Source organism: Buchnera aphidicola (Meitanaphis flavogallis) (assembly GCA_039830035.1).
Lineage (GTDB): Bacteria > Pseudomonadota > Gammaproteobacteria > Enterobacterales > Enterobacteriaceae > Buchnera_B > Buchnera_B aphidicola_AZ.
This window is the reverse complement of sequence record CP140038.1, coordinates 289388-315118: the sequence shown is the minus strand read 5'-3', so window position 1 is coordinate 315118 and position 25731 is coordinate 289388. Positions and strand designations below refer to the sequence as shown.

Annotated in this window: 21 protein-coding genes; 13 read left to right on the top strand and 8 right to left on the bottom strand. The window is 24.0% G+C overall.

Annotated features, from left to right (window positions below; translation table 11 throughout):
- Positions 1-594 precede the first annotated feature (594 nt).
- A complete protein-coding gene (gene pgl, locus U0T59_01365) occupies positions 595-1590 on the top strand; it encodes a 6-phosphogluconolactonase (GenBank protein ID XBC43092.1) in 996 nt (331 codons plus the stop codon).
- Positions 1591-1641: 51 nt separating this feature from the next.
- Here the strand turns inward: pgl and bioA are convergent, their stop codons facing one another.
- Complete coding sequence (gene bioA, locus U0T59_01360) at positions 1642-2934, bottom strand: adenosylmethionine--8-amino-7-oxononanoate transaminase (protein XBC43091.1); 1293 nt, start codon at positions 2932-2934, stop codon at positions 1642-1644.
- A gap of 73 nt (positions 2935-3007) precedes the next feature.
- Here bioA and bioB point away from each other — a divergent pair, with 73 nt between their 5' ends.
- Together bioB and bioD are read left to right on the top strand one after the other, a co-directional pair.
- Complete coding sequence (gene bioB / locus U0T59_01355) at positions 3008-4039, top strand: biotin synthase BioB (GenBank protein ID XBC43090.1); 1032 nt, start codon at positions 3008-3010, stop codon at positions 4037-4039.
- Between the two features lie 838 nt (positions 4040-4877).
- On the top strand, positions 4878-5576 hold the full coding sequence (bioD, locus tag U0T59_01350) for a dethiobiotin synthase (GenBank protein ID XBC43563.1): 699 nt from the start codon (positions 4878-4880) through the stop codon (positions 5574-5576).
- Positions 5577-5647: 71 nt separating this feature from the next.
- On the opposite strand, the gene glyA is transcribed toward bioD, so the two are convergent.
- The 4 genes from glyA to rlmN all read right to left on the bottom strand — a co-directional run bounded on the left by glyA (position 5648) and on the right by rlmN (position 10696).
- Positions 5648-6904 (bottom strand): serine hydroxymethyltransferase, encoded by a 1257-nt coding sequence (gene glyA / locus U0T59_01345; GenBank protein XBC43562.1) that lies wholly within the window; start codon positions 6902-6904, stop codon positions 5648-5650.
- Positions 6905-7028: 124 nt separating this feature from the next.
- Positions 7029-8306, bottom strand: a complete 1278-nt coding sequence (hisS, locus tag U0T59_01340) for a histidine--tRNA ligase (protein XBC43561.1) — start codon at positions 8304-8306, stop codon at positions 7029-7031.
- Between the two features lie 56 nt (positions 8307-8362).
- The gene (gene ispG / locus U0T59_01335; protein XBC43560.1) at positions 8363-9457 is read right to left on the bottom strand and encodes a flavodoxin-dependent (E)-4-hydroxy-3-methylbut-2-enyl-diphosphate synthase; all 1095 of its coding nucleotides are present in this window, start codon (positions 9455-9457) and stop codon (positions 8363-8365) included.
- Between the two features lie 120 nt (positions 9458-9577).
- Positions 9578-10696, bottom strand: a complete 1119-nt coding sequence (gene rlmN / locus U0T59_01330; protein XBC43573.1) for a 23S rRNA (adenine(2503)-C(2))-methyltransferase RlmN — start codon at positions 10694-10696, stop codon at positions 9578-9580.
- 249 nt (positions 10697-10945) lie between these two features.
- On the opposite strand from rlmN, the gene U0T59_01325 reads away from it, so the two are divergent.
- Positions 10946-11752 (top strand): inositol monophosphatase family protein, encoded by an 807-nt coding sequence (locus U0T59_01325; protein ID XBC43559.1) that lies wholly within the window; start codon positions 10946-10948, stop codon positions 11750-11752.
- Between the two features lie 460 nt (positions 11753-12212).
- Here the strand turns inward: U0T59_01325 and sohB are convergent, their stop codons facing one another.
- Together sohB and U0T59_01315 are read right to left on the bottom strand one after the other, a co-directional pair.
- Positions 12213-13250: a protease SohB gene (sohB, locus tag U0T59_01320; protein XBC43558.1), complete on the bottom strand. Its 1038-nt coding sequence runs from the start codon at positions 13248-13250 to the stop codon at positions 12213-12215.
- 489 nt (positions 13251-13739) lie between these two features.
- Complete coding sequence (locus tag U0T59_01315; GenBank protein ID XBC43572.1) at positions 13740-14657, bottom strand: DMT family transporter; 918 nt, start codon at positions 14655-14657, stop codon at positions 13740-13742.
- Between the two features lie 286 nt (positions 14658-14943).
- Between U0T59_01315 and trpD the strand changes: the two genes are divergently transcribed.
- The 8 genes from trpD to cls all read left to right on the top strand — a co-directional run bounded on the left by trpD (position 14944) and on the right by cls (position 22960).
- Positions 14944-15939 (top strand): anthranilate phosphoribosyltransferase, encoded by a 996-nt coding sequence (gene trpD, locus U0T59_01310; protein XBC43557.1) that lies wholly within the window; start codon positions 14944-14946, stop codon positions 15937-15939.
- A gap of 11 nt (positions 15940-15950) precedes the next feature.
- Entirely contained in the window at positions 15951-17342 is a 1392-nt protein-coding gene (gene trpCF / locus U0T59_01305) for a bifunctional indole-3-glycerol-phosphate synthase TrpC/phosphoribosylanthranilate isomerase TrpF (GenBank protein ID XBC43571.1), read from the top strand.
- 15 nt (positions 17343-17357) lie between these two features.
- Positions 17358-18542: a tryptophan synthase subunit beta gene (gene trpB, locus U0T59_01300; GenBank protein XBC43556.1), complete on the top strand. Its 1185-nt coding sequence runs from the start codon at positions 17358-17360 to the stop codon at positions 18540-18542.
- A gap of 8 nt (positions 18543-18550) precedes the next feature.
- Positions 18551-19363 carry a tryptophan synthase subunit alpha gene (gene trpA, locus U0T59_01295; protein XBC43555.1) on the top strand — a complete coding sequence of 271 codons (813 nt, stop codon included), beginning with the start codon at positions 18551-18553 and terminating at the stop codon, positions 19361-19363.
- Positions 19364-19504: 141 nt separating this feature from the next.
- Positions 19505-20245 carry a YciC family protein gene (locus U0T59_01290; protein ID XBC43554.1) on the top strand — a complete coding sequence of 247 codons (741 nt, stop codon included), beginning with the start codon at positions 19505-19507 and terminating at the stop codon, positions 20243-20245.
- A 37-nt stretch (positions 20246-20282) separates the two neighbouring features.
- Positions 20283-20804, top strand: a complete 522-nt coding sequence (gene ispZ / locus U0T59_01285; protein XBC43553.1) for a septation protein IspZ — start codon at positions 20283-20285, stop codon at positions 20802-20804.
- A 43-nt stretch (positions 20805-20847) separates the two neighbouring features.
- Positions 20848-21255: an acyl-CoA thioester hydrolase YciA gene (yciA, locus tag U0T59_01280; GenBank protein XBC43552.1), complete on the top strand. Its 408-nt coding sequence runs from the start codon at positions 20848-20850 to the stop codon at positions 21253-21255.
- Between the two features lie 244 nt (positions 21256-21499).
- Entirely contained in the window at positions 21500-22960 is a 1461-nt protein-coding gene (gene cls / locus U0T59_01275; protein XBC43551.1) for a cardiolipin synthase, read from the top strand.
- A gap of 984 nt (positions 22961-23944) precedes the next feature.
- Here cls and ribA read toward each other — a convergent pair.
- The gene (gene ribA / locus U0T59_01270) at positions 23945-24544 is read right to left on the bottom strand and encodes a GTP cyclohydrolase II (GenBank protein XBC43550.1); all 600 of its coding nucleotides are present in this window, start codon (positions 24542-24544) and stop codon (positions 23945-23947) included.
- Positions 24545-25022: 478 nt separating this feature from the next.
- Here ribA and pyrF point away from each other — a divergent pair, with 478 nt between their 5' ends.
- Positions 25023-25727 carry an orotidine-5'-phosphate decarboxylase gene (pyrF, locus tag U0T59_01265; GenBank protein ID XBC43549.1) on the top strand — a complete coding sequence of 235 codons (705 nt, stop codon included), beginning with the start codon at positions 25023-25025 and terminating at the stop codon, positions 25725-25727.
- Positions 25728-25731: the final 4 nt, after the last annotated feature.

Below are 25731 nucleotides of genomic sequence, written 5' to 3'. Positions count from 1 at the left end.
ATAAATGTATGAAATACTAATATATCATGTTGAATAATTTCATTTGAAAAGTAAAAAAATAAAAAATTGTATATTTTAAATACACAACATAAAGATAAATAGATAATGCAACTTTAAAATACATTTTATAAGTAAAACATAATACATATTAAAATACTAAGTATAAAATAAATAAGTTTAAAATTATAGAATATATGTTATTAATTATTTATTTTAACTGTTTTTAAATAAATATTTACATATACATTATACGTACAATTTTTTAATTGATAAGTTTATACTATATTTGTGCTCTTTACTTGTTATTCTAATAGTACTCTATTGTGTATATTAACTTTTATATGTACTTTAATTTATTTTTTATTAAAAAACTACATTATGTTTTATAAATCCAATTTGTATTAAAGAAATATTAAAATATTACCAATATAGTATATAATTTTTTTAAATTTTATATTTTTGAAAATATAAAATTTTTCGTAATCAAAATATATTATAACTTAAAATATTACATCATAAATGAGTAACATTTTTGATATTAGTTGACACATAATGTACATATATTATCTGTCATTTTCAATTAGGAATTGATGCATGAAACAAATACTTTATGTCTCTAGCGCAAACAGTCAACAAATAGAAGTATGGGAAATACATTCTGATTGGTCTCTAAACTTAATTCAAGTCTTAAAAGTTGATGGTGAACCTCAACCTATTCTTATCGTAAAAAATACAAAACGTTTATATTTAGGAATACGTCCTAAATTTTCTATTTATGTATATCAAATTGAAACCAATGGTACGTTGACACAAATAGGATGTTCTAATATTTTTTGTAGTATTAATCATTTTGAAATAGATAAAACTGAAAAATATTTGTTTTCTAGTTCTTATCATTTTAACTGCATAAATATTTCTCCAATTAACTCATATGGAATTCCTCAACCTATTATACAAACTATACATGAAATAAAAGGATGTCATGCATCATTAATGCATCATAACAATAAAAATTTGTTCGTATCATCTCTTAAAAGTGATCGAATTTATTTATATAATTTTACAAATTCAGGAGTACTATTAGAAAATCAATTAAAATTTATATCAGTAAAAAACAATTCTGGTCCAAGACATATGATTTTTCAAAAAAGTATCAATCGTTTATTTAGCATCAATGAGTTAAATGGGACTATAAGTATATGGAATGTAAATAATTCATGTAATATCATTACATTTTTAAAAAATATCAATGTCATATCACATGAATTTATACACTGCGCATGGTCGTCAGATCTTCATATTTCTCTATGTGAAAAATATTTATATGCTTCTAATAGAAGTAATAGTAGTATTGCAATTATAAAAAATGATAAAGATATTAACAATATAAAAATCATTGGATATATTCAAACAGAAATACAACCAAGATCATTTTGCATCGATACAACTGGAAAAATTTTAATTGTTGCTGGAGAAAAATCAAATAGTATTAGTGTTTATAATGTACGTTCTAAAACAGGATTATTAACATTTAAAAATAGATATCCTACTGGAAATAGACCTATATGGATATCTATCTATAAAATGTAATGAATAAAAAAATTAATATTATTAACATTTATAATAAAACAAAAATGTATTTTATCGTATAAAAAAATTTTTATGATCTAATGCAATAGAAATAACGTGTATAAGTTGTTTTAAAGAATTTTCGTCAATAATGTAAGATGGAATAAGATAAATAATTTTTTTAAATGGTCTAATCCATACGCCATTTTTTACAAAAAATTTTTGCATATATGCAACATTTATAATATGCATACATTCAACAACTCCAATAGCACCTAAAATGCGAACATCATTCACTTCAGGATGACTGCGTAAAGGTAATAAGTTTAAACGGAAACATTTTTCAATATTTTTAATTTGTACTTTCCATCTATTTTCTTGAAGCATTTTTATATTTTCATTTGCTACTGCACATGCTAACGGATTAGCCATAAATGTAGGACCATGCATGAAACACCCTGATATACTATTCTTACTAATAGTTGTTGCAATTTTTTTTGTCGTTAATGTTGCAGATAAAGTTATAGTTCCTCCTGTTATAGCTTTTCCAATACACAGAATATCTGGAACGATATTTGCATGTTCAAAAGCAAAAAATTTTCCAGTTCTACAAAATCCTGTAGCAATTTCATCTAAAATTAATGGAATTTCAAATGTATTACATAATAACCTTACTTTCTTTAAGAACGTTGGGTGATAAAAATTCATACTACCTATACTTTGTACAATAGGTTCTAAAATAACAGCTGCAATGACATCTTTATATTTTTCTATAAAATTATTAAACGAATATATATCTTGTTCATCCCATTTATTGTAAAATGAACATTTAGGAGCATCGGAAAATAAATTTTTTGGAAAAAAATTACTATATAAATTATGAAAAGAATTATTTGGATCACATACTGAAATAGCAGAAAATGTATCGCCGTGATACCCATTTTTTATAGTTAAAAACTTAATTTTGTTTTTACCTAATGATTTCCAATATTGTAATACCATTTTTATTGCTACTTCGATAGCTACAGAACCTGAATCTGACAAAAAAATACAATTTAAGTTTTTTGGAGTAATCTTTATAAGATTTCTGCACAATGAAATAGCTGGATGATGTGTAATACCACCAAACATAACATGAGACATTCGGTTTATTTGATTTTTTAATGCACGATTTAATCTAGGATGGTTATATCCATGAATAACCGCCCACCATGAAGACATTCCATCAATCAATTTCTGACCATTACTTAAATTTAAAAAAACTCCTTGAGCTGATTTTACTAAATAACAAGGTAACGGATTAATCATAGAACTATAAGGATGCCAAATATGTTGTTGATCAAAATTTATATCAGATTTATTCATAAAATATTATTAAAAAATGAAATTACAATTATAAACTTTTATTTATTTAAATAAACAATTTTTGGAATTAATAATGAAAAAAAGATGGGATTTTAAAAAAGTGAAATTATTATTTGATTTACCATTTCTTGATCTTTTGTTTTTTGCTCAAACCATTCATCGCAAAAATTTTAATCCAAATGAAGTTCAAATTAGTACTTTATTATCAATTAAGACAGGTTCATGTCCGGAAGATTGTAAATATTGCCCTCAAAGTGCTAGATACAAAACCAATGTAAAAAAAGAAAAATTATTGAACATAAAACAAATATTGAAGTTTGCTAAAGAAGCTAAAAAATCAGGATCTGAAAGATTCTGTATGGGAGCAGCTTGGAAAAACCCTAAAGATCAAGATATACCATATTTAGAAGAAATTATTAAAGAAGTAAAAAAAATAGGAATGGAAACATGTATGACTTTAGGATCTTTGAATGAAAATCAAGCAAATAAACTAGCAAAAGCAGGATTAGATTTTTATAATCATAATTTAGATACTTCAGAAAATTTTTATAAAAAAATTGTAACAACTAGAAGCTATCAAGATAGATTAAACACTTTAAGAGTGGTACGACAGTCTGGAATGAAAGTATGTTCTGGAGGAATCATGGGATTAGGAGAAAAAATTAATGATCGAATAGAATTACTAATACAACTGTCTAATTTATCAATAGTTCCAGAAAGTATACCTATAAATATGTTAGTGAAAGTAAAAGGGACACCAATGGAATATAATGAAGATATAGATATATTTGATTTTATAAAAACTATTGCAGTAACACGAATAATGATGCCTAAGTCTTATATACGTTTATCGGCTGGTCGAGAAAATATGAACGAACAAACTCAAGCAATGTGTTTTATGGCTGGTGCTAATTCTATTTTTTATGGATGTAAACTACTGACTACTCCTAACCCTACAAAAAATACTGATCTAAATTTGTTCAAAAAATTAGGATTAAATTCAAAAAATAATTATATTAATTCAAAAAATTATTTATATATAAAAAATATTATAAGTAAAATACAAGATACGACACAAATACAATATTATAACGCGGGTATTTAATGATTAAAACATTGAAATTCTACATGCAATAAAATTATTAAAGAAAAAATATTATATTACAAAAAAATAATTTTCTAAAAATATGTTAATTTTTGCAATAAAAAATATAATTTATTTTTAGATATGTATAGTTAATAAATTAAAGTAACAATATATTGCCACAGAAAATATTTCGCTCATATTTTTAAAAAATTATTATATAATGTTATCAACATTTGTATTTAATCGTAATAAAAAATAGAATTCTATTCTGATGTGAAATATTAAAATTATCATTTGCATATGCATTACAATGAACTATGCAAAGTATTTTTTAAATCAAAAGAACTATCTTTATTTTTTGTATTTTTAAATAATTGTAAATAAATGATGCAAAAAAAAACATGACATACATTATTAAAGTAATAGTGATAAATTTTTTTAATTTAGTTTCATAAAAAAATTTTTAATCATCGTTTCATAATAATGCATTTTTATTTAATAATTTTATTTTAATTTTAAACATTACACTAAGTATGTCAATATAAAAAAATTAATAGTATGGTAGAACTAGAAATTTATCAAGGTAAGAATATACTAAAATAATTAAAACTATTAAAGACGATTAATATATTTATTTTTAATTATTGCTATTCATGTAGTTTTTATGTATTTTTAAAAAATCGTTATTAATTTAATGTTTTAAGTCTTTTTTTTAAAAAATAACTTTAAAAAATTAATTACGATTAAAATAATGAAAATATTATTTTATTTTTTAAAAAATTATTTCTTAATTTTTTAATTTTAAGGTAATGTCAACATTTATTAAATTATTAATGGTTTTTGGAGTAACGTATTAATGAAACAATGTTGGTTTGTAACTGGCACAGATACTAATGTAGGTAAAACAATATGTACTATTTTATTATTAATATTAGCCAAAAATAGTGGATATCATGCTGTTGGATATAAACCAGTTGCTTCTGGATCTAATAAAAATAATGGAAAAAATAGTGATGCACTATTACTGCAACGTTTTAGTACTATTAAATTAACTTATTCAGAAGTAAATCCCTTTTTTTTTCCTGAATCGATTAGTCCTCATCTTGCAAGTAAAAAATATTCTATTCCTATTTGTACAGATAAATTATCGCTGGGTTTGCATAACTTAAAAAAAAAATCTAATTATGTATTAGTAGAAGGTGCCGGAGGATGGCATACGCCTCTATCGGAAAAAATTACATTTTCAAATTGGGTAATAAAAGAAAAATTAAGTGTAATTTTAGTAATAGGTATTAAATTAGGATGCATTAATCATGCAATTCTCACGCAACAAGCTATTTTAGATGCAGGTGTTACATTTTTAGGCTGGATTGTAAATTATTTATCTCCTATAAATAAATATGATTTCGAATATATCATAATTTTAAAAAAATATTTGAAATCTCAATTTTTAGGATATGTGAAACATTTTAAAAATATAGATAAATTTTACAATTCAAATATTACTATTATACTACCTAATGCAAAAAATGAATTAACAAAAAATGCAAAATAAATATTGCTATACAACAATTTGATTACACCATCTAATGTAGATGGTATAATATTGCGTAATACTTACTAACATTATTTATACACAGGAAATAATTTGCATAAATCTAACACTTTTTCTTTTATTTTAGACATACTACAAATATTATTTACATCATCCAATATATCGCTAATCCAATGAGATAGATTGTATACTTCTAGTTTTTTGAAACCTCTCCTTGTGATTGCTGGTGTTCCTATTCGTATTCCTGAAGTAATGAATGGACTTCGAACATCATTAGGTATACTGTTTTTATTTACAATAATATTAGCCATATTTAATGCTGATTCGGCGTCTTTTCCTGTTAAATTTGTATTTGATAAATCTAGTAGAAATAGATGATTCAACGTTTTTCCTGAAACGACTACATATTTTCTTTTTAAAAAAACTTCTACCATAAGTTGAGCATTTTTCATTACTTGCATTTGATATACTTTAAAATCAGAACTCATTGCTTCTTTTAATGCAACTGCCTTAGCTGCGATAACATGAACTAACGGTCCACCTTGACAAAAAGGAAAAACTGATGCATCTATTTTTTTATATAAAGATTCATTGTTCGTTCCTTTTGCCAGAATTAATCCTCCTCTAGGACCTGCTAAAGTTTTGTGTGTAGTGGTAGTTACAACGTGCGCGTATTTCAGTGGACTTGGATACAAGTTAGCAGCTACTAAACCAGCAATATGAGCCATATCTACAACAAAATATGCATTAATAGAATCAGAGATTTCTCTAAATAACTTCCAGTTACATATTCCAGAATAAGCAGAAAATCCTCCAATAATCATTTTTGGTTTATAAGTGTTAGCTAACTTTTCTATCTGAGAGTAGTTAATGTTACCTTCATCATCGAGTCCATAAGAAATAGATTTATATAGTTTACCTGAAAAATTTACTGAAGATCCATGAGTTAAATGCCCACCATGGGAAAGGCTCATGCCTAATATAGTATCTCCTGGACTTAATAATGCATTATAAACTGCAAAGTTAGCTTGTGATCCAGAATGAGGTTGTACATTGGCATAGTCTGCGTCAAACAAAATTTTAGCACGTTTAATTGCTAATTGTTCTATCATATCTACATAATCACAACCTCCATAATATCTTTTATTTGGATATCCTTCTGCGTATTTATTAGTCATGATAGATCCTTGTGCTTCCATAACACATAAACTAGCATAATTTTCTGAAGCAATTAATTCGATATGATTTTCTTGACGATTTTCCTCTTGTTTCATAATATTCCATACATCTAAATCATAGTCTTTAATACTTTTAACAATGTTGAACACAAATGTATCCTTTTATATTAATTAAAATTATAATATACGTATTAATTAATTTCGATTTCTCACTACAATGTATATTGTATTATCATTTTTTAATATTGTTATATAATATTTTTATTGTAAAAAATTATTTATTAAAAATAATTTTTAGCTCTTGAATAATATTTTTTATTAAAAAAGTTTTTTGCGTATTTGATTCAAGATCTTTTATTAATACTGTTTTATTTTGTATTTCTATATAACCTAACAATAATACTATGCGAACACCTAATTTGCTTGCTTTACTAAATTGCTTTTTTATATTACCACTTAAAAAATTAATTTGAATTTTTTTACATGGTAATTCTTCGTGAATTTTTTCAGATAATTTTATTGCATATAATTCTATATCTTTGTGTAAAAAAATAATGAAAATGTCAATAAAATTTGTAAAATTCAATGATTTTTTTGATGACTTTAATAATAATACTAATCGCTCCATTCCGATAGCGCAACCGATAGCAGGAATTGCAAAAGTTCCAAAAGATTGAGATAGATAATCATATCTACCACCTGCACAAATAGTATTTTTTGATGCTAGTTTTTTTATTTTCCATTCAAATACAGTTTTGTTATAGTAATCTAATCCTCGAACTAATTTATGGTTAATAGTATAAGAAATACCTATATCATTCATAAATGTACATAATTGTTTAAAATGTGTTAAAGAATCATGATCAACATAGTCCATCAAAATTGGAGCTTTATGAATAAGATCTTTTATAGCATTGTTTTTACTATCTAAAATACGAAATGGATTTGTATATAATCGACGTTTACAATCTTCGTCTAAAATAGATTCATATTTTTTAAAATATGAATATAATAATTTCTTGTAATTAATTCTATCATTGATTGATCCAATAGTATTTAATTCTAAACTAATATACTGAGAAACATCTAAATTTTTCCAAATTCTTTGAATTAATAAAATAATTTCTAAATCAATATTTGGTCCTAATAAACCAAAAGATTCAATTCCTAATTGATGAAATTGTCTGTATCGTCCATATTGTGGTTTTTCATAACGAAACATTGGTCCTAAATACCATAATTTTTGCTCTGAATGTCTTAATAATCCATGTTTAATACAAGATCGCATACATCCTATTGTTCCTTCTGGGCGAAGTGTAAGACTATTTTTATTCCTATCTTGAAATGAATACATTTCTTTTTCAATCACATCAGTAGCTTGCCCAATGTTATGTTCAAATAGTTCTGTTTTTTCTATGATAGGAAAACGAATTTCTTGATAACTATAACTAGATAAGATTTGTTTTAAAATTTTTTCTATGTACTGCCAAATTCGAACATCTTTAGGAATATAATCGTGCATGCCTTTTACGGATTGAATTGTTGAATTCACTGATTTACCTTTCTAAAAATATTAAAATATGAATAATAACAATTTATCAATAAAAATTATGTTAGTAACAATAATTTTTTAGATTTATTTCGAATATACTTTTCTAATTCATCAATAATTTGATCATTGTTAATGCGTCGTAATTGACGTACTCCATCTTCATATAATACACTGCTTTTTCTATAACCAGTGATTCCTATAGTAGAAGTAAGAGCTTCTCCTAAACCATTTACTACACATCCAATTATGGAAACATTTATAGGTGTTTTTATATCTTCTAATCTTTTTTCTAAAATATTAACTGTTGTAATAACATCAAATTCTTGACGAGAACAAGTAGGACAAGCGATAAAATTAATTCCTTTTAAACGAATATGCAATGACCGAAGTATATCAAATCCTACTTTGACTTCTTCTATTGGATCTGTAGCTAATGAGACTCTAATCGTATCACCAATACCATTTAATAACAGTAATCCAATTCCGATAGAAGATTTTACTGTTCCATTACGAAAACCCCCAGATTCAGTTATTCCTATATGTAAAGGTTGACTAATCTTTTTTGCTAATAATTTATAGGCTTGGATAGCTATATATATATCAGAAGATTTTATGCTAACTTTAAATTTGTTAAAGTTAAAACTATCTAAATAATTTACATGCCGCATAGCTGATTCCAATAATGCTTCTGGAGTTGGAAATTTATATTTTTCTAATATATCCTTTTCTAAAGATCCAGAATTAACACCGATTCTAATAGGTACATCGTTATCTTTTGCACAATCTACTACTTGCTTAATTTTATTTTTATTTCCAATATTTCCAGGATTTATTCTTAAACCATCAGCTCCATAATTTAATACTTTTATCGCTATTTTATAGTTGAAATGTATATCTGCAATTAAAGGAACATCAACTTGTTTTTTAATTTTTTTAAATGCATTTGCAGCTTCCATAGTAGGTATAGAAATACGAATTATTTCTGCTCCGACATTTTTTAACTGTATAATTTGTTTAACTGTAGCAGAAATATCAGTAGTTTCTGTATTTGTCATGGTTTGAACAGAAATAGGTGTATTATCACCAACTGGTACATTTCCTATATAAATCCGATCAGATTTTCTTCTTTTAATATATTTTTTTATATTCATGTTTCAATCCATATTTTAAAAAATTTGTTTTAAATATATTTAAAATAATTTCATAAAAAATATGAACATTATTTATAATAAAATAAAATAATTTATAGCGAAATGATATTACATAACTTTTCAATGTTTTTTTGATACGCTTATATTAGAAACATTTAAAATTTTACCTGTTAATTGTCCACAAGCAGCATTAATATCAGCGCCTCTTGTTTTTCTAATCGTAGTAGAATACCCTCCTTTTATAAGAATATTAGCAAAATTTTTAATATTAATATTACTACTAGGAATATAATTGCTTTGTGGAAAAATATTCCATGGAATTAAATTTATTTTACTAGGAACACATTTTAATAAAGAAGATAATTCTTTCGCATAATACAATTGATCATTAACGTTATGCAACATAACGTATTCTATTGTTACTTTTCCTCTATTAGCATGAGAATGTTTAAGATATAATTTAACTGCATCTAACACCATTTGAATGTTATATTTTTTATTAATAGGCATCAATTGATTTCGAACAATATCATTAGATGCATGTAAAGAAATGGCTAATGATACATCGATCATATTCGTAAGTTTTTTTAAAGCAGGTACAACTCCTGAAGTGGATAAAGTTACACGATTTTTAGAAAAATTAAATCCTGATGAATCAATTATGATATTCAATGCATTTACAACGTTTTTTAAATTTAACAAGGGTTCTCCCATGCCCATTAAAACTATATTAGTAATTTTTTTAATATTTATTAATTGTTTATTATATATCAGCTTGCCGACATACCAAACTTGTCCTATTATTTCTGATATAGTTAAGTTTCTATTGAATTCTTGTTTTCCAGTAGAACAAAATTTACAAGATAAAGGACAACCTGCTTGAGACGAAATACATAATGTTATACGTTTGTTACTAGGAATATAAACTGTTTCTACGAAAAAATTATCAATGGAAACATTCCATTTTATTGTACCATCCAAAGAAGTAATTTGATTTAAAAACAAAGGAGGAGCGATGTAACATAATCGTGATAATTTTTTTTTTAAATTTCTTCCAATATTAGACATTTTTTCAAAATCATCACAATAGTATTTATATATCCACTGCATAACTTGTACTGCGCAAAATTCTTTTTCACCTATAGACGAAAAAAAATTACGCATTTTTTTTAAATCAAAATTTAACAGATTAATTTTAGTATTATGAGATATATTTAAAAACTTGTTCATTGCATCAATCCTAGTAAATAATGTTTAAAATATATATTAAAGTAAAATATAAAATTTGATATTATAAAATTTAATATTTTAAAAAAACAAATATTTTGATATATAATTATTATAAATTACAAAAATAATGATCTTTATATGATTATTATTGCATAAGAAATTAACTTTTTAAAAAATCAAAGAACATACATATTTAAAGTATAAAAGATAAATCTATAACTGTATTATATAATTAATATTCGTTAGATAAGGACAATTATGCATCCCATTCTTAATATTGCTATTCGTGTAGTCAGAAAAGGCGGAAATATACTTATTCAAAACTATGACAATCAAAAGATTCACTATGAAAAACAAGCTGGAAAACATGAATTAATTTCTAAAATGATTGAAATATCAGAAAAATTAATGATTAATATTATTCATAAATCTTATCCAGAACACATTATCATTACACAAAAAAATACTAATATAGTATTTAAAATGTCAGAAATAGTATGGTTTATTAATGCATTAGATGGAATTAGCAATTTTGAAAGAAATTTACCACATTTTTGTGTTTCTGTTGCTGTTATAATTCGTAAAACTACTGAAATATCTGTAATATACGATCCTCTCAGAAATGAATTGTTTACTGCTGTTAAAGGACAAGGAGCTCAATTAAATGGATATAGAATGAGATGTAATAATGTTAGTGTTTTAAATCGCAGTTTAATTGGAATTACTCTTCCATATAAAAGATATCATATTAATGAAAACTTTTTAAAAATTGTTAATACATTCTTATTAGAAAATGTTAAATTAAGATCAACAGGATGTATAAACCTTGATTACAGCTATATTTCTGTTGGAAGATTAGATTTTTTGTGTAATTTTGATATACAACCTTTTATTCTAACAGCAGGATTTTTGCAAGTTAAAGAAGCTGGGGGGTTAATTAGTGATCCAAATGGAGGTAATAATTATTTTTTATTTAGATCTGTACTAGTCGGGAATGCAAAATTAATGCGAGTAATTCTTATAGAATTACGAAAATACTTAAGTTTTAACAATACTATTACATAACATATTTGCACCTGTTACTTTTAAAAAATATTAAAAAAAATTTAAGGTAAAATACAACTAACAGATTAATTCTTTGTAAAATGATATTATTAAAATATTTATTAAGACAATATCTAATTTTTTATTTATCATAATAATATACTCGTTTAAAATCTTAATTAATACTATTATACTCATAATATAATACGAAATAAAAAATATAGTAATGTAATACAACATTTCAACAACATATAAAATTTTTTTATTTCAAAATAATAACTTTTATCAACATTTTTATAAAAATTACAAATAAAATATAAAACTTTTTATTGTTTATATCTTTAATTTTTTAATATTTCTAATAGATCACTATGTCATATTTATAGTACGCATAATTCTAATATAGAATAAAAAAAAATTTTTTAAATGAATTTAAACTCATTGTATATAATGAGAAATGGTATTATTTATTATAACAAATTTATATATTTAATATTTTGTATACTACATTTTTAAAACTTTTTATTGTCTTTAAAAAAAGAGAAACTAATGTTGTTTGATTTTGAGTATATTTAAGCTGTAATACAGAAAAATTTTTAATTTTTGACATGATAAAATCATCACTAGTACTAATACTATCTATTAGCCCTTTTTTTAAAGCAAGAGCTCCAAACCAATATTTTCCATTAGAAACTTTTTCAATGTTTAATGATGGTCGCATATTGTTGACAAATTCTTGAAATAAAGTATGAGTGGAATGCAGTTCAGAACAAAATTTTTCGCGATCTTCTGATGTGTTTTCTCCAAACATAGTCAATGTTTTTTTATAATTTCCAGATGTATGCAATTCCATATCAATGTTATTTTTTTTTAATAATTTATAGAAATTAGGTATTTGAGCTATGACTCCAATAGATCCGATAACGGAAAATGAAGACCCCATAATATGATTAGCTACACATGCCATCATGTATCCTCCACTAGCTGCAATTTTATCTACAGAAACTGTTAGATATATGTTTTTTTCTCTTAATCTTTTTAATTGCGAAGCTGCTAAACCATATCCGTTTACTACTCCACCTCCACTTTCTAACCGTAATAATACTTCATCTTTTTCTCGATAAACTAAAAGTATTGCTGATATTTCTTCGCGTAGTGAAGTTACTTCTGTTGCATTAATATTACCTTTAAAATCTAATACATATAATGTAGGTTTTTTCTTGTAAAAAAGTTGATGACGATTTTTTTTAACAAATTGTATATCACTTTTTAATTGTTCTTTTTTCTTTTGTTTACAATTTTTTTTCCATATTTTTTTTTCATATGCTGACATCATAGAAAAAAAAATTTGATTTTTAATTGATTCATAATGATCATTTAAAGATATAATATCGAGCTTAAAATTTTTTTGATTTTTTTTTCGTACGACATTGAAAAATATAATAGTAGAAAGTAAAATTAATAAAATTATAGTAAACATTTTAGAAAAAAATAACATATAATTAGAAATAAAATCCATAAAACCTTCCTTTTTTTATTTTTTTATTAATTTAAAAAATATAACAATTATTTTCACTAAATAGCTAATTGTTTATTAAACTAATAAAATTAACGTTATAATAAAACTTAAAACAACAAGTATATTTTCTAGTATTATAAGTGACATGAATGTTTGAAACGTCATATTTACATTTATTATAATATTATAGTTGTATTATAATGTTGTTATTTAATAATATGTACATAAATTTCATTTAAAAAATAAAAAATGTATCAACACATAATTATACTTATTTATAGAGATTTTTTGTGTTTATTTAATCTTCTAATTTTTAAATAAACATATATTTAACTAAAACAGTTATTCAATGTACAATCACATGAAGACATATATGATTTTTTTAAGAAATTATTTTATTTAGATTATTATAATAATAATTGTAAATTAAAAACAAATACATATATCAAATATGTTGTTACAAATATTACTTTATATAAATAAAATATATTAAAGTTTTCTTCTTATGTTTTTAATATAATTTCTAATTTTTTTATAATTAAATGGAACTAATGTTAAAAATATACTACTCATTAAAAAAGTTAGTAGTTTTAATTGATGTATGCATAAAGAATTTCCATAAATCAATTTCTCTAAAATTAAAGTTATAAAAGGAAATATAAAAAAAACCATAGAAGCATGAAAAGAACTAACTTGTTTTTGTAAATAAAAATAAGATAAAATTCCAAATACTCCTGAAACGTAACTTAAATACAACGTTGCCAAAATAGATGCAAAAGAAAAGTTATGAAATATAGGATGTTCGACTATATTGGAAATGCATAATAAGAATAAACCTGAAAAAAATGAAGGAAGAGCATTAAAAGTTAAAACAGATATTTTAGAACATTTTTCTTGAGAATATAAGTATATTATAGCATGACTCATCATCGCTAATACCAATACTACTATTCCATTTATTGTTTTTATATTACCTAATTTTATTTCTTGAAATAAAATCATCGACAAAAACAAAATTGCTAACATTAATCCGATATGTTGCATATAACATAATTTTCTGTCAAAAAAGAGAAAAGAAAACAATAACACCATAATTGGCATATTAGCAAATATAGCAGATGCAATAATTGAATTTACATACGTCCCACCATACAACATGAATGAAAAAGGTATTATAAAATAAAATATACATACAATTATTTGAAAAATTTTTTCTCCACGAGGAAAAAACAAGGAGGTGTTAGTATAATAACAAATATAAATTAATAATAAAGATGTTAATAAAAATCTCACTCCAGTTATAAATAAAGGAGGAATAGTATTTACAGCAATTTTCATAGCCATAAATGTAGTACCCCACGTTATAGATACTATCATAAACAATAGTATTATCATTATTTTTTGTATCATTATCATTCCTAATTTATATTAATGTGAATCGTTATATTTTTAAAAACATTAAACTATTCAAAGTGATATTTATAGATAATAATTTTAAATCATGAAAATAATTGCAATTAATCTAATAAGTTAGATATGATTTATTATTAAATGATGGCAAGATTGATTTAATTAAAACTACATTTAATATACAATTAAAAAATACAAACATATGTTCTAATTAATTATTAATAGATCGTAATATATGTTTTTAAAAAACTATAAAAACATATTTTTTACTATAAGATATAAAATGCAAACTATATTAAATAAAATTTATAATGGCGATTATTTAACAGAACAAGAATCATATAAAATATTTACATTTATAATGTCTAAAAAAATTAATGATATACAATTATCTGCAATATTAATAGCTTTAAAAATTAAAGGCGAATCTGAAAGTGAAATAATGGGAGCACTACGTGCTTGTCTAAAATATGTCAAACCTTTTCCTAAACCAAATTATATGTTTGCTGATATTGTAGGCACTGGTGGAGATTCTAGTAATAGTATTAACATATCTACTACTAGTGCATTCGTAGGAGCAACTTGTGGATTAAAAATAATTAAACATTGCAATACAAATATATCTAGTAAAACTGGATCATATGAATTGTTAAAAGAATTTGGCATCGACATAAATATATCACAAAGAAAATCTCAAGAAATGTTAAATACATTTAACGTTTGTTTTTTATTTGCACCTCAGTATCATATAAGTTTTAAATATGTAACATTAGTTCGAAAAATATTAAAAACGAAAACACTATTTAATATATTAGGTCCTTTGTTAAACCCATCTCAACCACCGTTATCTTTTATAGGTGTTTATAGCATTAAACTAATGTTTCCTATTGCAAAGATATTAAGAAAATTGAAAAGTCATCGTTCAATAATAGTATATAGTAACCATACAGATGAAGTTACTTTACATAGTCCTACAAATGTCATTGAACTGAAAAATTCTAAAATTAATTCATATACACTATATCCAGAAGATTTTGGGGTTCACTATCACAATCAAAATTCTATTTTAGGAGGTACACCTAAGGAAAACTATGAAATTATTAAAAAAACATTACAAGGAAAAGGCCCTTCTGCAATCACAGAAACTATAGCAGCTAATGTAGCTGTATTATTTAAAATATTTGGTAACGAAAATTTAAAAAAAAATACAGAATATGCTTTAAAAATAATTCGTAGTGGAAAAGTATACGAAACTATTTCTGCATTGTCTAAATTTTAAAAGGATTATTTATTTTGACTAGTATACTACAAAAAATAATAAAAAATAAATTAAGTTGGATTGCAAATAGAAAAAAAATACAACCATTGTCTACTTTTAAAAATGACATTACATTATCAGATCGCAATTTTTATCAATCATTAAAACAAACGCATCCTGCTTTTATATTAGAGTTCAAGAAAGCATCACCTTCATTAGGAGTACTTAATAACTTTGATCCTAAATTTGTAGCTAAAACATATAAAAAGTATGCTTCAGCTATATCAGTATTAACTGATGAAAAATATTTTCATGGAAAGTTTGAATTTATACCTACTATTCGAAATATTGCTGTTAATCAACCAATTTTATGTAAAGATTTTTTTACAGATCCATATCAAATTTATTTAGCGAGATATTATCAAGCTGATGCTATATTGTTAATGTTATCTATTTTAAATGATTATCAGTATCTTTTACTTAAAAAGTTAGCCAAATCTCTCAACATGGGAATATTAACTGAAATAAATAATATTGAAGAATTAAATAGAGCTATAAATTTAAATGCAAAAATTATTGGAATCAATAATCGAAATTTACGTGATTTTTCTATTTCAATGACTAATACACCTTACTTAGCCTCTAAGATACCAAAAAATATAATTATTATTAGTGAATCAGGTATTAAAAATTATCACCAATTAAGACAATTAAAATCTGTTGTACAAGGTTTTCTCATTGGATCTGCTTTAATGATTGGAAGTAATTTAGAAAATTCTATTCGTAAAATTATAATAGGAAATAATAAAATATGCGGATTGACGCGATTACAAGATGTTAAAATATCAAAAAAATATGGAGCTATTTACGCAGGTTTTATTTTTTGTAAATCTTCTCCACGATATATTAATTTCGAAACAGCTATTAATATAAATAATGTTATTCTTATGAAATATATAGGAGTTTTTTGTAATGAAGATATTGATAGTATTATTCATTTAGTAAAATATCTGTCATTATATGCTGTTCAACTTCATGGAAAAGAAGATCAAATTTATATTAATAACTTAAGAAAGAAACTACCAGAAAACATAAAAATTTGGAAAGCTATTTCTTTAAATAATAAAAATAAACCATCAAATTTTAAACATGTAGACAAATACATTTTCGATAATGCATGTGGAGGTAGTGGTTCTCCATTTGATTGGTCTTTACTAAAAAACCAAGAACTAAAAAATGTTATTTTAGCTGGTGGACTAAATATAAAAAATTGTATTTTAGCATCTAATCTAGGCTGCTTCGGACTGGACTTTAATTCTGGATTAGAAATTTCTCCTGGCATTAAAGATGCAAGTAAAATAGCGTCATTATTTCACTCTCTAAGAGAACATAAAATAATAATTAATGAAAAATTTATAAATTAGGAATTTATTTTCAAAATGACTTTATTAAATTCATATTTTGGTAAATTTGGTGGTATGTATGTACCGCAAATTTTAATGCCTGCATTGTATCAATTAGAAAAAACATTTGTTTTCTCTTTAAAAGATCATCAATTTAAAAAAGAACTATCTGATCTTTTAAAAAATTATGCAGGTAGACCAACACCATTAACATTGTGTCAAAATTTAACAAAAGGTACAAACACGCGTATTTATCTCAAACGCGAGGATTTACTTCATGGAGGTGCGCATAAAACTAATCAAGTTTTAGGACAAGCTTTATTGGCAAAACAAATGAAAAAAAAAGAAATAATTGCAGAAACAGGAGCAGGTCAGCACGGAGTGGCATCGGCTTTATCGTGTGCTTTATTGGGTTTAAAATGTCGAGTTTATATGGGAATAAAAGATATCAAAAGGCAACAACAAAATGTTTTTAGAATGAAACTCATGGGTGCAAAAGTAATACCAGTAACAACTGGAAGTGGAACTTTAAAAGATGCATGTAATGAAGCATTACGAGATTGGTCAAAAAATTATATTAATGCTCATTATATGCTTGGTACTGCTGCTGGGCCTCACCCTTATCCAACTATAGTTAAAGAATTTCAAAGCATTATTGGAAAAGAAACAAAAAAACAAATTCTTACAAAAGAACATTGTTTACCTAATGCTATTATTGCATGCATTGGAGGAGGATCAAATGCTATTGGAATATTTTCATCCTTTATTACAGATAACTCAGTCAAACTAATTGGTGTAGAGCCAGCAGGAAAAGGTATTCATACTAAAAAACATGGAGCTCCTTTAACTCATGGAGATACAGGTATATTTTTTGGTATGAAAACAAAAATTATGCAAACAGAAGAAGGCCAAATTAAAGAATCGTGGTCTATTTCTGCTGGTTTAGATTTTCCAGCAGTGGGACCTGAACATGCTTGGTTAGATAGTATTAAACGAGCTACATACGTATCAGTAACTGATCATGAAGCTATACATGCGTTTCAGTGTTTAAGTAAATCAGAAGGGATTATTCCAGCATTAGAATGCTCTCATGCATTAGCTTATGCACTTAAATTAATGAAAAGTGATCCTAATAAACATCAAGTACTAATCGTAAACATTTCAGGAAGAGGGGATAAGGACATTAAAACCGTAAAAAATTTTTTAAAAAACTCAGAGTAATACTTATAATGAACCGTTATCAAAAATTATATAAAACGTTAATTCCATTTAAAAATGGCTGCTTTATTCCTTTTTTAATTCTTGGTGATCCATCTATTAATATATCATTAAAAATTATTGATCTTTTAATTGAAAATGGAGCTGATGGATTAGAATTAGGTATTCCATTTTCTGATCCTTTAGCAGATGGAAAGATTATACAAAATGCTAATTTAAGGGCTTTCAGTTCTGGTATTAACATATATAAATGCTTTAAAATGTTATATGATATACGGAAAAAACATAAAAATATTCCAATAGGATTATTATCTTATGCTAATTTAATATTTAAATTTGGAATTAAAAACTTTTATTTGAAGTGTTCTGATATCGATATTGATTCTATATTAATAGCAGATCTTCCAGTAGAAGAATCATATAGTTTCAGAAAATATGCTAAAATCTATCATATATCACCAGTGTTTATCTGTCCTCCTGATGCTGAACAAGAAATAATTACAAAAATTGCTAGATATAGTACGGGATATATTTATTTATTATCTAGATCTGGGGTTACTGGGATAGATAACAAAATAATAGTACCACCGTTACATTTAATTAATAAATTAAAAAAAATAACTAATGTACCCATAATACAGGGTTTTGGTATCTCTAATACTAAACAAATAAAAAAAATTGTATTGTCAGGAATATCTGGTATTATTTGTGGATCAATTATTATTCAATTGATTGAGCAACATTCTCATGACGAAGAAATACTTATACAAAAAATTAAAAATTTATCTCTATCTCTAAAAAAAGCTACGAAAATTATTGAATAATGCTACTTTTGAACATAAATGTGATATTTTAGTATCAGAACACAATATTTCTATAAAATTACATGATATTAAAATAATTAAAATATAGTTTTATAGAAATATTGTGTTCTGATACTAAAATCATAATATTAAGGAGAATTCATGTATATCACGGCAAACTCGTTATACCGTGACACTGTTAATTTTTTTAAAACACAATGGTTAACAATATTTGTTATTATATTTGTTTCTTCTATCATAACTGCAATTTTGGATAATTTTTTTGCTCCTACTTCAAATATATTAATGTTTTTTCATGAATCAAAAAAAGATCAATACTATTCATTATTCGAATTTATACAAACATTAACACCTTATCAACAAAAACAGCTATTACTGTTTTCAATAATAAAACTAATTTCATCATTGATCGGAAATACTGTATTAATAGGTATCTTAATAACATTCATGCAATACATTTCATTTAAAAATGAAAATTTATTTTTACAATTAAAACCTACAAATTTATTCTTATTTTTAAACTTATTTGCGCTAATATTGGTCAATACTGTGATTATTCAAATAGGATTAATATCATTAGTATTGCCAGGGATAATACTAGTCATACTATTATCTTTGTCTCCGATTGTATTAATAGTAAACAATACAACTATAATACAATCTATTGCATCAAGTATAAAAATAACTTTATGTCATGCAAAAATAGTTTTTCCTGCTGTTATATTATGGCTATTTTTAAAATTTATTGTCTTAGTGGTTTTATCAGATATAAAAGTTATTCCTGAGTTTATGTTATTATTATCATTAAACATAATAATTAATTTTATTTCTTCTATATTGGTTATATATTTATTTCGTTTTCACATGTTGTTATCTGCATAATAAAACTATCACTCAATACCATTTCGGACATACTTTTATGAAGCATTTACTTAATATTACTCCAATTTTTACTTTTTTTATTGCATATAAACTTTACAATATTTTTTACGCATCCATCGTGTTAATAATTACAACAGTGTTAGCGTGTATATTAATGAAAATTATGTTCAATGAAATTGAAAAAATAGATTATATTAACTGTATTTCTGTTTTATTTTTTGGAAGTTTAACATTGTTGTTTCATAATAGCACTTATATTAAATGGAAAGTCACAATAATATATTTAATTTTATCTCTTGTACTTTTTATTAACCAAATTTATTTTAAAAAACTACTTATACAAAAATGGTTAGAAAAAAAAATAACATTAACTAATGCTAATTGGAAGAAACTTAATATTATTTGGTCTATTTTTTTTCTATCATGTGCTGGCATAAATTTATATGTTATGCATTATTTATCGGAAAATACATGGGTACTTTTTAAAGTTTTTGGATTAACTTTAATAACATTATGTTTTATTTTGATAAATGGAATATACATATCTTTTTTTATCTAAAAAAATAAATAGTTGACAACTATCATCAGAGAAAAAATTATTTATGAATAAAAAATGTAAATTACCCATAGGAAAAATAGTCTTACGAACCCTAGCTATGCCAGCAAATACTAATGCAAACGGAGATATTTTTGGGGGATGGATTATGTCTCAAATGGATATAGGAGGAGCTATCTTAGCAAAAGAAATAGCAGGAGGGAGAGTAGTAACTGTAAGTGTTAATGGGATGACATTTTTAAAATCAGTTAGCGTGGGAGATGTAGTAAGTTGCTATGCACATTGTATAAAAGTAGGAAATAGCTCAATTACCATAAAAATTGAAGTATGGATTAAAAAAGTAACTTCTGAGCCATTAGGATTACACTATTGTACTACAGAAGCAGTTTTTGTATATGTAGCTATAGATAAAAAAGGAAAACCTAGAAATATACTTCCGCTAGGTATTATGTGATATATGTTAATAATTTATATTTACATGATACAATTACATTACAATGTAATACATTTTTTACAATTTAAAAAATATACTTTAAAATACAACAATTATATTAAAATATTCACTTTAAATCATAATATCGTAAATACAAAACTTAATTTTTTATAGATAATAATAATTACAAGAAATAAAAAATAAAAAAATTAATGTTTCGTTTCATCATTTAAAATTGTAAAAATATTAATTGGATTATTATTAAATGGCTAATTTTTCTTATATAGTCACTTGGTTAACTATTTTGGGATATTGGTTATTAATTTTTAGCATAACTATACGTATATTTTCTAAACGTCGCGCAATATCATCAGCAATGGCTTGGTTGTTGGTTATTTATGCACTTCCTATAATAGGTATTATTACTTGGTTGTTTTTCAAAGAATTATATCTTGGGAAAAGACAATTGAAATTAGCTAGTACAATGTGGTCAAAAAAAAATAAGTGGTTAAATAATTTAAAATCTTGTAGTTTTATTTTTGAAAAAAACAACAGCGAAGTAGCCACTTCAGTGTTTCAGTTATGCAAACATAGACAGGGAATATCAGGCGTTAAATATAGTAAATTAAAATTGTTAGCTAATACAAAAACAATTATTGAGACTTTAATACATGATATTTATTTGGCAAGAAACAATATTGAAATCGTATTTTATATTTGGAAGCCTGGTGGATTAGCAGATGATGTAGCTACAGCTTTAATGAAATCAGCTAAAAGAGGAATAAAATGTAAAGTAATGTTAGATTCGGCAGGCAGTTTAGAATTTTTTAGAAGTAAGTGGGTTAGTATCATGCGTAGCTCTGGCATACAAATAGTTGAAGCACTAAAAATAAATTTATATCACTTTTTCCTTAGAAGAATTGACTTAAGACAACATCGAAAATTTATTCTTATAGATAACTATATTACATACACAGGAAGTATGAATTTAGTAGATCCACGCTTATTTAAAAGATCATCAAAAGTTGGTCAATGGATAGATTTAATGATACGTATAGAAGGACCAGTTGCTACTACTATGGGCATCGTATATTCTTGTGATTGGGAAATAGAAACAGGAAAAAAAATTTTTCCGCGAAAACCAAGATGTAAAGTAGATTCCTTATCTAAAAACGAAACTTCTGCTATACAAATAATTGCTTCTGGTCCAGGATTTACTGAAAATATCATTCATCAAGTATTATTAACTTCTATTTATTCAGCAAAAAAGAAAATAATAATAACAACTCCATATTTAATTCCCAGCGATGATTTGCTATATGCGATATGTGCAGCTGCTCAAAGAGGTGTAGAAGTAAGTTTAATAATCCCAAAGAGCAATGATTCTATATTAGTTAAATGGGCTAGTCGCGTTTTTTTCAGCGAGCTTTTGGAATCCGGAGTAAAAATTTATCAATTCGAAAAAGGATTGTTACATAGCAAAAGCATCTTAATAGACACGCAACTAAGTTTAATTGGTACTGCGAATTTAGATATGAGAAGTTTATGGTTAAATCTAGAAATTACTTTAGTAGTAGATAATAGCACTTTTGGAAAAGATTTATCTTTATTACATAGTGAATATATTTCGCATTCTAAATTAGTAGATCCAAAATTATGGGCTATTAGATCTTACTGGGAGAAAGTAATAGAAAAATTATTTTATTTATTAAGTCCTCTATTATAAAAATTTATGTTCGTTCATATACATAAGGAACTAATTTAAAAAAACAAAATATATTAAATTATCTATGTATTATAGAGTTATAGTACTATTATTAACTTTTAAAATATAAAAATAAATATATACGTACAATCATCACCAAAAAATTAATTTCTTTCATAGTATGAATTAATATTCAAACTTTTAAGAAATAAAAATTCTAATACGTGTTATTAAATTTTAAGACTTAAAATGCAATGTATAAATGTTGTAAAAAATAAATTTACTATTTTAAATAAATATTACATTTTTTTAAGTTAATTGTTATTATATAATGGTTTTTAAGAAATTTTTAAAAAATAATAATGAAATACTGATAATTTTAAATAACATTTACGTTATTCTGAATAGTTAATAAAAAATAAAAACAAAAATATTAAAGAAAAAGTTATAATCAAAAAAAGACAATAATCGTAAATGCAATTTAGTGTTCTCGATTTATCTCTGATCTAATCGATTTAACAATTTTTAATACTTATTTTTTATTTACTATGTAATAAAAAATCAGTTATATAATTTTATATTTATATATGAAAATGCATTGTTTTTTTAAAAAATTTTGATTAAATTAGTTATAAATATTAAAGTTTATATTTAATATTATTTTTATATTAAAATTATTATATAAAACATATGTTAAGATTATTAATCTTTGGTTTTTCTTAATTTAAATCATTACTTTTTATAGCATCATATATTTTAACATATTTTATGTAGGCATTCGATAAATTGAAATAAATATAAGATGCCTACATATAGAAATAATCATTTATTATTAATAATATATTTGCAATATATTAATTGACTATTTTAAAATATTCGAAATATTCAACGTTTGAATACAAAAACAAAGATTTTATTTCAATTAATATTATATTATATTTTACAATATATTTAAAGATAAACATTTTTATAAAAAATTAAAATCAAATTTTACAATTTGAAATGTTATTTATATAAAATTGGCAAAATATGACCCATTTTTTTTGCTTTAGTGTTTAAATATTTATAATTATTGGCATTTCTTCCAACAATTAATGATATTCTTTCTATAATTTTAATACCATTTTTTTTTAATATTTTTACTTTTAGCGGATTATTAGTTAATAATCGTATTTTTTTTATATCTAATAATTTGAATATATCTGCACAAAAAGTAAAATCCCTTTCATCTTTAGAAAAACCTAAATAATGATTAGCTTCAACAGTATCTAATCCTATATCTTGTAATGCATAAGCCCGAACTTTATTAGATAAACCAATGTTTCTTCCTTCTTGACGATGATATATAAGAACTCCACTACCAGCTTGAGCAATAGTCATTAATGCTGATTGTAATTGAAAGCCACAATCACAACGCAAACTAAATAATGCATCACCCGAAAGACATTCAGAATGAATTCTTGATAAAACTGGATGATGACTTTTAATGTTTCCGTAAACTAAAGCAATATGATTTTTTCCTCCATTTTTCTCTTCAAAAACAATCATCAAAAATTCACCAAATATGGTAGGTAATTTAGTTTCTGCTATCCTTTTAAGCTGCATATACTCTCCATTTTTTATGTTTGTTAAAATTTTATTTTTTAATTATATTATTTTGTAAAAAAATATTTTCTTTGCTAATATAAAATATATACAAATCATATATGTTGTAATTTTGACAATGTTTAATTATCATGTTAATGATAATTTTTTTATATAAATAAATATATAGTTTATTAATGTAAAAAAATAAAAACTAAACTATTAAATATATAGCGTAAGATTACAAAGATTCTTTAATAAATTTATTGATGTTATTATAAATTTTTAAATGTATTAACATTAATTGCAGATAATAATATTATTTATGATGGCATATTTCTATTTTAAAATCATTAAATGTTTCGAAAAATAAATTATTAAAACCCAAGACTGTGTTAAAACATCTAAAATATATAAATATCTATAATTCAATATTTCATAATTTATATATTAAATATTTTTAAAAATAATTTATGTCACTAATATAAGTCTAATAAATATGACTATTCAAAAACCAATGATTATTATTGCTTTAGATTTTTTTAGTAAAAATGAAGCCATGAAACTAATAAATAATCTTAATCCTAATATTTATATACTAAAAATAGGAAAGATTATGTTTACTTTATTTGGAAACAAATTTATAAAAGAACTACAAAAAATGGGATTTAATATTTTTTTAGATCTAAAATTCTATGATATTCCTCATACAATATTTAAAACTATACAAGCAGTTGCTAGTTTAGATGTGTGGATGATTAGTATACACGTTTGTGGAGGTATGCAAATGTTACATTCAGCTAAGTTAGCATTAAAACCTTTTCATGGAAAAAAACCACTACTAATGGGTGTAACAGCACTTACTAGTTTTGACGACTTAGATATTCGTAATATGGGAATTAATATGTCCATTCAAAATTATGTATTAATTTTATCAAAATTAGCACAAGATTGTAATTTAGATGGTATTATTTGTCCAGGAAATACAGTATTAAACGTTAAAAAACACTTAGGCAACAAGCTAAAAATATTAGTTCCTGGAATTCGATTTCAAAAAAGTATGTGCTATGATCAAAAAAACATTATTACTCCGCAACAAGCTAAAAAATATAATGTTGATTATATTGTTATTGGAAGGGCTATTACATCTTTAAAAAATCCATTAGTGACATTAAAAAATATTTATTCCAATTTAAAAATTTAAGAAT

What these genes read in the sequence shown, in the direction of transcription:
- ispZ (XBC43553.1), top strand. Translation starts at nt 20,283, where the DNA reads ATGAAGCATTTACTTAATATTACTCCAATTTTTACTTTTTTTATTGCA.
- trpD (XBC43557.1), top strand. Translation starts at nt 14,944, where the DNA reads ATGCAAACTATATTAAATAAAATTTATAATGGCGATTATTTAACAGAA.
- bioB (XBC43090.1), top strand. Translation starts at nt 3,008, where the DNA reads ATGAAAAAAAGATGGGATTTTAAAAAAGTGAAATTATTATTTGATTTA.
- yciA (XBC43552.1), top strand. Translation starts at nt 20,848, where the DNA reads ATGAATAAAAAATGTAAATTACCCATAGGAAAAATAGTCTTACGAACC.
- cls (XBC43551.1), top strand. Translation starts at nt 21,500, where the DNA reads ATGGCTAATTTTTCTTATATAGTCACTTGGTTAACTATTTTGGGATAT.
- U0T59_01290 (XBC43554.1), top strand. Translation starts at nt 19,505, where the DNA reads ATGTATATCACGGCAAACTCGTTATACCGTGACACTGTTAATTTTTTT.
- bioA (XBC43091.1), bottom strand. Translation starts at nt 2,934, where the DNA reads ATGAATAAATCTGATATAAATTTTGATCAACAACATATTTGGCATCCT.
- trpA (XBC43555.1), top strand. Translation starts at nt 18,551, where the DNA reads ATGAACCGTTATCAAAAATTATATAAAACGTTAATTCCATTTAAAAAT.
- ispG (XBC43560.1), bottom strand. Translation starts at nt 9,457, where the DNA reads ATGAATATAAAAAAATATATTAAAAGAAGAAAATCTGATCGGATTTAT.
- ribA (XBC43550.1), bottom strand. Translation starts at nt 24,544, where the DNA reads ATGCAGCTTAAAAGGATAGCAGAAACTAAATTACCTACCATATTTGGT.
- trpB (XBC43556.1), top strand. Translation starts at nt 17,358, where the DNA reads ATGACTTTATTAAATTCATATTTTGGTAAATTTGGTGGTATGTATGTA.
- pyrF (XBC43549.1), top strand. Translation starts at nt 25,023, where the DNA reads ATGACTATTCAAAAACCAATGATTATTATTGCTTTAGATTTTTTTAGT.
- bioD (XBC43563.1), top strand. Translation starts at nt 4,878, where the DNA reads ATGAAACAATGTTGGTTTGTAACTGGCACAGATACTAATGTAGGTAAA.
- sohB (XBC43558.1), bottom strand. Translation starts at nt 13,250, where the DNA reads ATGGATTTTATTTCTAATTATATGTTATTTTTTTCTAAAATGTTTACT.
- pgl (XBC43092.1), top strand. Translation starts at nt 595, where the DNA reads ATGAAACAAATACTTTATGTCTCTAGCGCAAACAGTCAACAAATAGAA.
- U0T59_01325 (XBC43559.1), top strand. Translation starts at nt 10,946, where the DNA reads ATGCATCCCATTCTTAATATTGCTATTCGTGTAGTCAGAAAAGGCGGA.